Source organism: Algibacter amylolyticus (assembly GCF_014202225.1).
Taxonomy (GTDB): domain Bacteria; phylum Bacteroidota; class Bacteroidia; order Flavobacteriales; family Flavobacteriaceae; genus Algibacter_B; species Algibacter_B amylolyticus.
This window is the reverse complement of record NZ_JACHGE010000003.1, coordinates 412037-425045: the sequence shown is the minus strand read 5'-3', so window position 1 is coordinate 425045 and position 13009 is coordinate 412037. Positions and strand designations below refer to the sequence as shown.

The following is a 13009-nucleotide window of genomic DNA, read 5'->3' as shown; positions in this document are numbered from 1 at the left end:
ATGAAATGGCTTGCAAAACTCATATATTTTAAAATTTTAGGTTGGCAAGTTATTGGTAACACTTCATTTTCACAAAATACTATTAAAAAGGCTGTTATAATAGCGGTACCGCATACAAGTTGGCACGATTTCTACGTTGGTGTGCTGTTGCGTAAAGTAACGGGTGTAAAAACCAATTTTGTAGGCAAAAAGGAGTTGTTTATTTTTCCATTTGGTTATTTTTTTAGGGCTTTAGGTGGTGCACCTTTAAATAGGCAATCTAATGAAAACAAAGTCGATAGCATTGCTAAATTATTTGCACAACACGATGAGTTTAGAATGACTTTAGCGCCCGAAGGCACTAGAAAAAAAGTAGACAAATGGCGTACAGGTTTTTACTATATAGCAAAACAAGCTAACGTTCCTATTATAATGTTTACACTTGATTTTAAGAATAAACAGAATGTAATTTCTGAGCCATTTTATCCAACTGATAATATGGAAGCCGATTTTGAATTTATGCATAATTTCTATAAAGACGTAGTTGGAAAAAAGCCTGATTATTCATAATCCTTTATTCACTTTTTAAATTTTGGCACAACTATTGTTTTCTTGATAAGTAAGCGCATGAAACATAAAGTAAACAATTATTTGTACCTAAAAAGAAACATGAGCTTCCCTAAAACAACAAAAGCTACCTCATTAATGAAGTAGCTTTTTTTTATTACTATTTATTTCGCTTATTTTATCTCTTTAACAGCGTTATCAATTAAGGTTCTTAAGTGTTGTTTATGTGCTCTAGATGCTATATTTCCAGAAGGAGCAGCCATAGACCTAATCGCTTTAAGATTATACAGAGCCATTGATTTAGCTGTGTTTGTATACTTAGTATTTTGTTTACCTGTAAGCATATCAATTAGCATATTAGTATATTCTAATTGTAAATTTTGTCTAAATGAATTTACAGAACCATAGATGTCCGATTTAAAAATTGCATTATTTAAATCGACCATAAAGGAAGATAAGGTGTATTCATTTCCATATAACTCAGAATCAGTAATTCGTTGTAATGTATTATAGTGTAAAAGTTGACTTAATACGTTTTTCTGATAACCCAAAACTTGGTTATGAATTTTAGGGTCTTCAGGAGCGTTCATAAAATTAAACCCTCTTCGTTGTTTTGCTAAATAATTATATAAATCATTTGGAGCTTGAAAGGCATCTGGTGCAAATACATAAATTTTTAAAGCGCTCATGGCTCTTTTTTGGTCTTTTAAGCTCACAGGAGTATAAGGTTGACTGGCTTGGTCTTGGCCCGCCATAGAACGATCTACATAAACACCTCCAATAAATCTAGAAATGGTATTTGTAGCAGAAGCTTTTTGACCACTTAATAAATAATAAACAGATCTTAATTCTTGGTAAGACTCGCCGGTTTTTATAAACTTAAATTTTAAATCTTTCATTAAATCGTTAGATAGTTCTATTCTATCAACAGCCCATTTAATTTGATTGTTAGATTGATCGGACACATTTACTCTAGGATCAATAGCTTTACCAGGATAACGCATGTCATCTGCATCGTTTCCAAAAATATGTTCAGGTTTCGTCGATTCGTTTAATAAGGCTTGACGTTCGGCTTCTGTTTTAAAAGGTCTGTAACCTAATTGAATGGCCCAAATATCGTATGGTCCCACAGCAACATCATCATATTGACCTTGTTTACTGCGGTCTCTAGTAACATTTAAAGCCGCATAATCCATTACGGAAGCTGTTAAACATTTTCCCCTAATAAAATCGGCATCTGCAAGTTGCTCAGGAGAAAACAACTGACTCGCCTTCATATTATGATTTAAACCTAAAGTATGCCCAACTTCGTGCATAATTAAAGCCGTCATAGACTCTTTTTTAATACGTTCCATTTCTAAATCTGATCCTCCAGCTACAGAGGCAACAGTACTTGCAAACATAACTTCATTATGCAGTTCATGACCTAAAGAACAATACAAGTCCTCTTGATGATTTATAGTGTTATTAAGGGATTCATTCGAAGAGGTTTCAAAAACTTTTTCATAAAAAACACGATTTGTAAAGTGTTTATATTCAAGCATGATATCCGCTCCAAAAATTTCACCAGTTTTTGGGTTTTTCATACTTGGCCCATAGCCTCCAAATGGCGGTGTTGGAGAAGCGGTCCATCGTAATACATTATATCTAATATCACCAGCATCCCAATCGGCATCATCAGGTTGTTGTTTAACCACAATTGCGTTTTTAAAACCAGCCTTTTCAAAAGCTACATTCCATTGTAATACAGCATTTTTTATAGTTTCTCGCCATTGTATAGGGGTTGAGTTTTCCATCCACCAAGTAATAGGTTTTACCGGTTCAGATAATTCGGCTTCTGGGTTTTTCTTAACTAAGTTCCATCGGTTTATTAAATCGCGATATGGCGTTACACTAGTTGAAGTTTGGTCTGTGATTTCAGTAGTGAAGTAACCAACTCGAGGATCGTCGAATCTAGGTTCAAAATCATTTTCTGGCATGGCGATTAAACTATGAAACACCTTTATACTAACATTTCTGCCATCGGAAACAGCACTAGAACCACCATTTAAAACGGATGGAGCCGAATACACATATTCCACCTCTAAATTTACATTTTCAGGATAGTTTTTTATGTCATTAATTTTTGTCTTTCCTTTATCCAAGCCTCCTAATTTAAAAGAGCTAGGAGATGTTCCTGGTCTCGAAGATGGTTTTATTTGCGAAAATGTTTCTTTTAAAAACAAATCGTTAGCTTTTATTAGGTACAAACCTTCATCCGCGTTAGTGGCTTCAATTTTTAAGCTGGCCATAATACCTTGGCTAATATTGGCGTCTTTCGATTTTGAAATAGCATTATTAGGGGCGAAATAAAACGAAGTATTTTGAGTTGTAAACTCTATTTTATTAAAGTATTTTGATACTGTAAACACTTTAGAACCTTTATAAGAGCCTCTATTTATTCTTCCGGCATCTAAAACACCATCCGCAATTTGGCTAAAGTATATAAACTCTTTGTCTAATTGATTTTTTGTTATAACCATTTGTATTTCACCTGTAATAGTGTCTTGGTAAACAGTAAACAAACCTTCAATTTTTTTACTTGATTTTGTTAAGTCTGCAATAGATTTTTCTTTTAACTTTTTAATAGGGTTGTTTTTTGTAGCTTCAATAGCATTTTTTTTATTCCTCTTTTTTTTATTTTGAGCTTCTGCACAAAATGGTGCTAAAAGAAGTAAGATTAAGAAAGAAATGGGGATAAGCTTAAAAGTAATTTGATTTAATTTCATAGGGAGATTTTGTGATTTATTAGGATTTCACCTAGTTATTTGAATTAGTCGCAGTAAAAATAGGTATAAACCAATATTCCTTCACCAAAATAAAAGTTAAAATAAATGTTATTGTAAGGTTTTACTATAATTTTTTATTTTTTACCTTTAACCATATGATTAAAGACACTAAAATTGCCGTATTAATTGATGGAGATAATATCCCGTCAAAATACATTACAGAAATGATGGAGGAAATTACCAAATATGGTACGCCCACCATTAAACGTATTTATGGAGATTGGACTAAGCCGCATCTATCTAAATGGAAAAATGTATTGCTTGAAAATGCCATTACACCCATACAACAATATGGCTATACTACAGGTAAAAACGCTACCGATTCTGCAATGATTATTGATGCAATGGATATTTTATATTCCGAAAAGGTGAATGGTTTTTGCTTAGTGTCTTCCGATAGTGATTTTACTAAACTTGCTACGCGTTTAAGAGAAGCTGCTATGGTAGTTTATGGAATGGGCGAGAAGAAGACGCCTAATCCTTTTATTGTGGCTTGCGACAAGTTTATTTATTTAGAAATTTTAGCTCTTGATGAAGATGAAGATCCAAAGGACAAGCAATCTAATAAACCTAAAAAGGCAAATCTTTACAACATTACACCAAAGGTTATTAAATTACTTAAAAACTCGGTTGATGATGCTGCCGACGATGATGGTTGGGCATTTTTAGGCGATGTAGGTTCTTTAATCCTTAAAAAACAACCTAATTTTGATTCTAGAAACTTTGGATTTCAAAAATTAACACCACTTTTTAAATCGTTGCCACAATTTGAGTTGGAACAACGCGACCAAACTAACGGACGATTCAAATTGATTTTTGTTAAGAATAAATAGTGCTTTCAATAGCGTTGTAAAGTACTTGCTTAATATTAAAAGGTACTTTGTTATTATTTGCAAATTTTTGATTCAATTCAAATTCAACACCAATATAGTTTTTAGGAAATTGTTTGCGTAAATAGGTTGTAAAACCGTCTGCTTTTCCTAAATAAGGATAATTATAACGGACATTAAAATCAGGATAGAGCCTACTGATTTCCTTTTTTAATAAGGTGCAATAGACCTTTTCTTTTTTAATTCTAGAGTCAAATAGCAAACCAATATCGCAACGCCTTTCTGTAGAATTCAAAATAGGAGTGAAGCTATGTACCGAAATATGTAGAACTGTGTCATTTGCACTTATTAACTTCTTTATTTGCGATTCAACATCATGTCTGTACAGAGAATAATAGTGCTCTATTACATTGTCTTTTTCAAGCTTTGTGAGGTTTTTACTGAATTCTGAAAATAACTTGGCATGGTGTAACGAACGGTTAAGCTCTATAAGAAGCCTACTTACCTTACTAGATTTCGAAAAATAGGCAAGAGGTTGTAAGGCTGTAAAGAGGTCTAGTGCACCTAAATCGTAACCTCGGTGTGTATTTAACACATCTTGAGCGTTTTCAAAATAATTCTGAAAATTTTCTGGAATAAAGCATTCTCCATGTTCGCAAGTTAAAATGAGTTTCATGCTCTAAACAAGCTGTTAGTTTGTAGACAATTTGCTAAGTCAAAATAAATGGTTTTAATGTTGTCTTCTGAAAAGTTATTGTCAATTGCTTTTAATATTCTGGTTGATAAAGTACCTTCATTTAATATAATATCTAAGGCTTCATAATGAGATGTATCAATATTAGGTTTTACGTCGTCGTATATTTTTTTCCAAATATTTTGAATGCTTAAAGGTTCATGTATTCCAAATAAGTCTAAATAATTAACATCTGAAACTATATAAGCTTCACCCGATTTTATAATGGGGTTTAAAAGATTAAAAAGGGATACATTCGACCATTCTTTTTGATTTGAAAGCGAAGTAAAACCGTCATTAACAAGATGTTTTAAAACTTCAATTATAAGGACACAAATAGCCATATCTGCCTTTGGGCATTCTTGTATATCTACTAACCTAATTTCTATAGCATTTCTATCAAACCTAGCAATAGCACCTCTTGAGTTTAAAAAATGATGATCCAGTATATTTTGGGTATCAAAAGGTTTGATTGCTTTTTTAATAGGTTCGAAAATGGTTTTATGATAATCAGATTTACTAAAAACTTGTTCCGGAATTACAAAACCTGTCATTTCTGGTATTTCCTTTTGGTTGGTTTGATAATATTCTAAACGGGTATCTTTAAAGCCCGTAGATTGCCCTTCAAGAATTGGAGAACTTGCACATAAACCAGGAATAAGTGGTAGCAGAATTCGTATGGCAGCATGTAGTTTTTCAAATTCATTATCGTCGTAAAACGGTAAATTAATATGAGTGCTTTGTACGTTGCTCCAACCATGACCTTTACAATTAAAAATCCTGTTGTAAAGCTCATACACTTCACTATAACTGTGTTTCCAAAGTTGTGTGTCGGTTAACGGATTCATTAACGGATGTGAGGCCGTTGGTAATAATTGCGTGTTTAAAGGTTGTAATAACGCATTGATTTCTACTATGTTTTTATGAAACTCCTTAGATAAGTTATTTAAGTTAGCTGTTGGTCCATTGGTTTTTATTTCTACAACATGAGCTACCAATTCGTTGCTCCAAGCAATAGCGCCATTTTCAATATCGGAAGTTAGCTCACCATTCTTGTTTGTTAAAAGTGCATCAACTATAGGCGCTACCTTTAGGTTAGATTGATTGACTAACATGTATTCTAATTCGATACCATAAACTTCAAATAAATGATATTTTTTACCCATTACCTTACTTTTAAAATTTTAAAATTTAGAGATTTACCTCGTGTGTGTGTTTTGTGGAGTTAGTGTTTGTTTTGCCCGCTTATAAAGTGGTTTTATTCTAATCGCTTTTTTAAGGCATTTAAAACTTCAATATATATGTTGTCTCCATAATATTCGTCTTCTACACCAAAATCTATATTTGGGTTATCATTAATTTCTATAACCATAGGCTTTTTATTAACGACTTTTATATCTATTCCGTAAAGCCCTTTACCCATAAGTTTAGCCGATTTTATAGCCATGTTCAAGATGTTTTTAGGCACTTTTTCTATGGGTAAACAATCCGCATCGCCATCTTGCTCGTTTTTTTTCTTGGCATTCCAATTATAGATTTGCCAATGCCCTTTGGCCATATAGTATTTACAAGCAAAAAAGGGTTTGTCGTCTATAATACCAATGCGCCAATCGTAGGTAGAAGGGCAAAATTCTTGTGCAATAATCAAATCAGATTCCTTAAGCATGTTGTTTACCAACGTATTATATTCGGCTTCGTTTTTTGCTTTTTTTACACCAAACGAGAATGTGGAATCGGGCGCTTTTAAAACACAAGGTAAACCCGTGTGTTCTAAAATGGTGTCTCTATTATCTTTGTGTACTATTATAGTTTTAGGAGTTGCAATATTTGCATTCTGTAAAGCTTCGGCCATATACACCTTATTGCAGCATTTTAAAATAGCATCTGGGTAATCTACAATAGCAATGCCTAATTGTTGGGCTTTTCTAGCAAAGGCATAGGCTTCATTATTTACATCGGTGCTTTGTCTTATAAACAAGGCATCAAAAGAAGTTAAGCGTGATAAATCCTTTGGCTCAATAACTTCAGCATAAATATTCATTTTTTCAGCAATATCTATAAACTTTTTAATAGCCTTAGGGTTGCTTGGTGGCGCAGGATCATTAGGGTCTACTAAAATGGCTAAATCGAAATCTGAATTGATTACTTTTGGTGTATCGTAGCGTTTTTTAGAAAAGAATTGATTAGCAAATACATGAACACTTTCCATATGCTCTTCGGGTATTTGCGATTCTGAAATAGCTTTAATACTTTGAATGTTCCATTTGGTAGTGTAATTAAACTTCACCCTTAAAAAGGGCACTTGAAAATGCTTGTAAAATAAGCCGCTTAATTCCTTATATTTTTTAGCTACGTTTTGCCCAAAATAAATACTTAAGGTAAACTCTTGAGACTTTATGCCTTTTAAACTTTTTTGAATTGTTTCTTCAAACTCATCAGACACCATTCTAACCAATTTAATGGTTTTTAAATCTACAATATTTTTAACTGTAGGTATGGCTGAATGTCCGCGAGCTTCGGCTAAAAGAGATACATAATAGCCCTTTGATTGGTAGGAGTAATCTTTACAGAGATTAAAGATTCTTGCTTTTTTAATTTTTGAAAAATCAGGATTAGTAAGGTAATCTTGTGATGAAATTACTTTAATATTTTCAATGGAAAAACTCCATTTATCTGTCTGATTTACAACAATATATTTGTTCATTTTTAGTAAAACAAACCCATGTGGATTTTAAGTAAAATTATTCTTTTTTAGAATATGTTTTACAAATAATAAAAATATTTTTATAAAAAATTTTTATCTAAAAATGATATTAAAATTGGTTGGTTAAATATTAAATAGCACCTAAAATTTTATCCATAACCCAACTGGTATGTAAGGCTGTTTGCCCTGTTGAAGGATGGGTTTTATCATGGTCTTTAAAATAGTTTTGCATATTCTGTACATGATATTTTTGGATGTGTTTTGGGTTGTCTATAAAAAGTTCTTCCTTTAGTGTATCCGTTTCTAAGTAAATAGGATTTTCATGAAATACTGAAAACTTAATAGTGCCTTTGCTGCCATAAATGGTTACTAGATCTATATGTTGATGGCATCCAAAATTCCATGTTCCCGAACCCGTAATACCATTGTCGTGCAGCCACGACGCTGTAACGGCATCTTTTGCAGAGTATAAATCTTGTTGGTTTAAACTAATGCCTTTAGCATTGCTAATATCACCCAAAAAGAAGGCAAATAAATCTAAACCATGGCTTGCTAAATCATCAAAATAGCCTGCTGGCGCAATGTTGTTATCTGTTCGCCAGTTATAATTTTTCGAGGTGTCTAGTTCGCTTGCGGGTTTGCTTAAATGTGAGTTTATATGTCTTACGTCTCCAATAAGTTGGTTATCTAGCCATTCCTTAACCTTTAAAAACCGAGGTAGTGAACGTCTGTAATATGCAACAAACAAGGGTATGTTTTTTTCTTGAAATGCCTTTTGAATCTCTAAACTATCTATATAACTAGGTGCTAACGGTTTCTCTATACAACAAGGTTTGCCAGCAGCGGCTATTTTTAGCGCATAGAATTTATGGGTATCTGGTGGTGTGGCAATATACACGGCATCTACATTGGGGTCGTTAATTAAAGCATCGGCATCGGTATACGTAGTTGGTATGTTATGTCGTTTAGCATAATCCAATAATTTTTCTTCGTTGCGACGCATAACAGCAACTACATTAAAATCTTTTGTTTGTTGATATGCTGGTCCGCTTTTAACCTCGGTTACGCTTCCGCATCCTATAAATCCCCAATTCATAATTTGATAATTTGATAATTTAGAAATTAAAAAAAGAGAACCGATTAGTTCTCTTTTTAATTACTTTATAATTTAATTTACTCTGTTGTTTCTTCCATGGTGTGATATACATTCTGTACATCGTCATCTTCTTCAAGTTTTTCAAGCAGTTTCTCAACATCTGCTGCTTGTTCTGCATTTAATGGTTTTGTGACTTGCGGTATGCGCTCAAACCCAGAAGATAATATTTCAATCTCTCTAGATTCTAATTCGGCTTGAATAGCTCCAAAGCTTTCAAAAGGTGCATATATTAAAATGCCATCGTCGTCTGCAAAAACCTCTTCGGCACCAAAATCTATAAATTCTAGTTCTAATTCTTCAGGGTCTAATCCTTCGGCATTAATTCGGAAATTACAAGTATGGTCGAACATAAATACCACTGAGCCCGAAGTTCCTAAACTACCATCGCACTTATTAAAATAACTACGCACATTGGCAACGGTTCTTGTATTATTATCGGTGGCTGTTTCAACTAAAATTGCAATACCATGTGGTGCATAGCCTTCAAAAATAACCTCTTTATAATCACCTTGACCTTTTTCACTTGCTTTTTTTATAGCGCGCTCAACGTTGTCTTTTGGCATGTTTACAGATTTCGCATTCTGTATAACTGCTCTTAAACGCGAGTTACTATCCGGATCTGGGCCACCCTCCTTTACAGCCATTACAATATCTTTACCAATACGTGTAAAGGCTTTGCTCATAGCAGACCAACGTTTCATTTTCCTTGCTTTTCTAAACTCGAAAGCTCTTCCCATAATAATATAAGTTATTTTTTATTTCCGACGAATCAGAACTATTTAAGTTCATTTAAAATTTTCAATGTAGCAAATTTAAAAAAATCTACTAATTGAGCTCCTTTAAATGTTTATAAAGTTTAATTTACTAACTAGTGTTTAGAGTTGCCAGTTACTTTATTCTTCATCTGGTTCCACAATGTTCTCTATAGCTTCGGCTAATAAAAAATCTTTATTAGTAACACCATCGGCATCGTGAGTTGATAACGATATGGTAAGTACGTTATATGTGTTGCTCCAATTGGGATGATGGTTTAAAGCTTCGCACTCAAAAGCGATTCGGCTCATAGCACTAAAGCAATCTTTAAAGTTTTCGAATTCGAATTCGCCGTGTAAGGCATTATCGTAGTATTCCCAATCTGGAAATCGAAGTAATTTTTTCTCTATATCGTCGTCTGATAGTTTATTCATACTTATGGTTTTAGTAATTCTTATTAAAAATAAACTATATTTTTAAATCTGTTAGAATATCGTCACTCTTAATTTGTAAATGTTTTGGTAGCGTGTTGAATTTGGGTAAAACAGCTAAATACCTATCGTCATTTGTGGTATAAACCCTTTTGTAAATAGGTTGACTTAGGAGTTCTAAAGAGTTTACTATTTCTTTTATAAAATCTTCATGATGTACCAAATCGTTACTTCCTAGATGGTAAATACCAAATTTATTTCGGTTAATGATATAATGAATTTGTTGTGTAATTTTCGATGCCGTAGTAACATTCATTATTAAATTAGGAAAAACCTCAATAGGTTCCTTTTCGTTGGTAAGCTTAATAATGTCTTGCACTCTCGGAGAATGCGCCCCAAATACCATAGGTAACCTTAAAATAACGACTTGTTTTTTAGGTAAACGTAATAGCATGTTTTCAATTTTTATTTTGAAATGCCCATAAACGCTATTACTGTATGTTTTATCGTATTCGAAACTTGGGTATTTTATATAAGCATCGAAAACGTTGGCAGATGAAATGAAAATAATTTTTACACCATGAATTAGTACATATTCTGCAAGATGTTGATGCATTAATACTTGCTTAGAAAAATCCCCACGTAAAGCAGAAATAATAATAGTAGGTTTTACAATGTCGAGTATTTCGTAAATGTCATCTTCTTCAATATTATATTGAAAAAATTGATGGTTTTTTTCAAATGGATTATTTGCAGTATTATAGGTTCCAAAGGTTCTAAAATAGGGGTAGAGCTCTTTGTAAATCGAGTTTCCTAAAAACCCGCTTCCGCCTATTATTAGTATTCTATGTTTACCTTCTCGCTTTATCATGTATCAAATTTCACCAATGAAGATGTACTAAAAAATGGACTGCTTAGTTTTAGTCGTAAATTGCTCTAGAGCTTGCATGCCAAGTTTAGAATTTCCTTTCTTGTTAAGACCAGGCGACCACGTTGTAATTACAAAATGGTCTGGTAAAAGGGCTACAATGCCACCACCAACACCGCTTTTTCCGGGTAAACCTACCTCGAAAGCAAACTCTCCAGCTTCGTCGTAAAATCCACAAGTAAGCATTAAAGCGTTTACACGTTTTACTTGCCTGTCGGTAATATGTAGTTTATTCTGTAAACATTTACCATTATTTGCAAAGAGGTAAAAAGTGTTTGATAATTGGCTGCATGTCATTTCTATTGAGCATTGATAGAAATAGAAATCTAATACAACATCGACCGGATTATTTAAGTTTTTGAATGATTTTAAAAGATTGGCTGCTGCAAAATTTTTAAACCCTGTAGATTGCTCCGATAGCGCTACATCAATATTATAATTAATAGAAGCATCGCCAGCTAGTTCTCGTACATAATTTAAAAAATCTTCCTTTGGGTTTTTTAAATGAGATACCAAAATATCTGCAATTACAATAGCCCCAGAATTTATAAACGGATTTCTAGGAATACCATTTTCAATTTCTAATAAAGCCAATTGGTTAAATGGGTGTCCAGATGGCTCTACATCGACACGTTTCCATATATCTTCTCCAATAAGTGACATGGCCTTGGATAAGGCTAAAACTTTCGATATACTTTGTATAGAAAACAGTTTATTATAATCGCCAACGCCATAACATTCGCCTGTAGCTGTTCGTAATTGAATAGCAAAGTTTTCCTTGTTTACGTGCGCTAATTCTGGAATGTAAGAGGCTACAACACCTTTATCAGTAGCTTGAATAGCATCCTGATAAATGCTGTTTAATACGGCTTGAAAATCTGTCATATAATTATTTGTAGAACGGCAATTTAACGACCGTGGCAGGAACAGCGTTTTTACGTATTTGTATATTTATTTTACTATTTACATCGGCAAAAACAGTAGGAACATAACCTAAGCCAATGCCTTTTCCTAACGACGGACTCATGGTTCCTGAAGTTACAACACCAATAGTTTTTCCTTGGCCATCAACAATATCGTAACCTTGGCGTGGTATGCCACGTTCTTCCAATTGAAACGCAATAAGTTTACGTTCGGTACCTCGTTCTTTTTCGGCCTTTAAAGCTTCAGAGTTTGTAAAATCTTTAGTGAATTTAGTAATCCATCCTAAACCTGCTTCAATAGGCGAAGTGGTGTCATCTATATCATTTCCGTAAAGGCAATACCCCATTTCTAAACGGAGTGTATCGCGTGCCGCAAGTCCAATAGGCTTAATGCCAAAATCGGCACCTGCTTCTAAAACCTTATCCCAAACTTGTTTTACTTCGTTGTTTTTACAATAAATTTCAAAACCACCGCTACCAGTATAACCCGTTGCCGAAATTATAACATGTTCGATACCCGCAAAATCACCTACAATAAAGTTATAAAACTTAATGGCGGATAAATCATGACTGGTAAGGCTTTGCATGGCTTCAATAGCTTTTGGACCTTGAATTGCAAGTAAAGAGTAATCTTCACTTAAATCGCGCATGGTTGCACCAATATCATTTTTAGACCTAATCCAGTTCCAATCCTTTTCTATATTACTCGCATTTACAACTAGTAAATACGCATCGTCTTTAATTTTATAAATAATTAAATCGTCAACAATACCGCCATCTTCATTAGGCATACAGCTATATTGTGCTTTACCAATAGTTAATTTAGAAGCATCATTACTCGATACTTTCTGTATTAAATCAAGCGCATGTGCACCTTCAATTAAAAACTCACCCATGTGCGATACATCAAATACGCCAACACTATTACGTACGGTTTCATGTTCGGCATTTACACCTTCATATTGTACAGGCATATTGTATCCTGCAAAAGGGACTATTTTCGCTCCTAGCGCTTTGTGAGTTTCTGTTAAGGCTGTGTTTTTCATTTAAAAATCTTTAGTCAAAAAATAAACAATAATTAAGCAAATTAATAAAATAATAAATCCCGATAATAAAGCTTTCTTCCTTTTAAAACCGGTAACAATATCTTCGATTGTATTTCCGAAAAATTTAATTA

12 protein-coding genes are annotated in these 13009 nt (G+C 33.3%); 2 read left to right on the top strand and 10 right to left on the bottom strand.

The genetic code is table 11. The features are described 5' to 3' along the window. Entirely contained in the window at positions 1-549 is a 549-nt protein-coding gene (locus tag HNQ90_RS09505; RefSeq protein ID WP_144118024.1) for a 1-acyl-sn-glycerol-3-phosphate acyltransferase, read from the top strand. 170 nt (positions 550-719) lie between these two features. Here the strand turns inward: HNQ90_RS09505 and HNQ90_RS09500 are convergent, their stop codons facing one another. Next, on the bottom strand, positions 720-3314 hold the full coding sequence (locus HNQ90_RS09500) for a zinc-dependent metalloprotease (RefSeq protein WP_144118023.1): 2595 nt from the start codon (positions 3312-3314) through the stop codon (positions 720-722). 155 nt (positions 3315-3469) lie between these two features. On the opposite strand from HNQ90_RS09500, the gene HNQ90_RS09495 reads away from it, so the two are divergent. Next, entirely contained in the window at positions 3470-4207 is a 738-nt protein-coding gene (locus tag HNQ90_RS09495) for an NYN domain-containing protein (protein ID WP_092853734.1), read from the top strand. Here HNQ90_RS09495 and HNQ90_RS09490 read toward each other — a convergent pair. From HNQ90_RS09490 to gcvT, 9 genes are all read right to left on the bottom strand, one after another. Beyond that, on the bottom strand, positions 4194-4880 hold the full coding sequence (locus HNQ90_RS09490) for an N-formylglutamate amidohydrolase (RefSeq protein ID WP_144118022.1): 687 nt from the start codon (positions 4878-4880) through the stop codon (positions 4194-4196). The genes HNQ90_RS09495 and HNQ90_RS09490 overlap by 14 nt on opposite strands. Beyond that, positions 4877-6103 (bottom strand): glutamate-cysteine ligase family protein, encoded by a 1227-nt coding sequence (locus tag HNQ90_RS09485; protein ID WP_144118021.1) that lies wholly within the window; start codon positions 6101-6103, stop codon positions 4877-4879. Before HNQ90_RS09485 ends, HNQ90_RS09490 begins: the two co-directional genes overlap by 4 nt. Before the next feature lie 92 nt (positions 6104-6195). Then, entirely contained in the window at positions 6196-7641 is a 1446-nt protein-coding gene (locus HNQ90_RS09480) for a RimK family protein (RefSeq protein WP_144118020.1), read from the bottom strand. Between the two features lie 130 nt (positions 7642-7771). Continuing rightward, positions 7772-8737: a Gfo/Idh/MocA family protein gene (locus tag HNQ90_RS09475; protein WP_144118019.1), complete on the bottom strand. Its 966-nt coding sequence runs from the start codon at positions 8735-8737 to the stop codon at positions 7772-7774. A 77-nt stretch (positions 8738-8814) separates the two neighbouring features. Beyond that, entirely contained in the window at positions 8815-9534 is a 720-nt protein-coding gene (locus HNQ90_RS09470; protein WP_092853724.1) for a YebC/PmpR family DNA-binding transcriptional regulator, read from the bottom strand. Positions 9535-9690: 156 nt separating this feature from the next. After that, positions 9691-9984 (bottom strand): 4a-hydroxytetrahydrobiopterin dehydratase, encoded by a 294-nt coding sequence (locus HNQ90_RS09465; RefSeq protein WP_144118018.1) that lies wholly within the window; start codon positions 9982-9984, stop codon positions 9691-9693. 34 nt (positions 9985-10018) lie between these two features. Next, entirely contained in the window at positions 10019-10852 is an 834-nt protein-coding gene (locus HNQ90_RS09460; RefSeq protein WP_144118017.1) for a sugar nucleotide-binding protein, read from the bottom strand. Positions 10853-10879: 27 nt separating this feature from the next. Continuing rightward, positions 10880-11794 (bottom strand): glutaminase, encoded by a 915-nt coding sequence (locus HNQ90_RS09455; RefSeq protein WP_144118016.1) that lies wholly within the window; start codon positions 11792-11794, stop codon positions 10880-10882. A gap of 4 nt (positions 11795-11798) precedes the next feature. Then, positions 11799-12878, bottom strand: a complete 1080-nt coding sequence (gene gcvT, locus HNQ90_RS09450; RefSeq protein ID WP_144118015.1) for a glycine cleavage system aminomethyltransferase GcvT — start codon at positions 12876-12878, stop codon at positions 11799-11801. Positions 12879-13009: the final 131 nt, after the last annotated feature.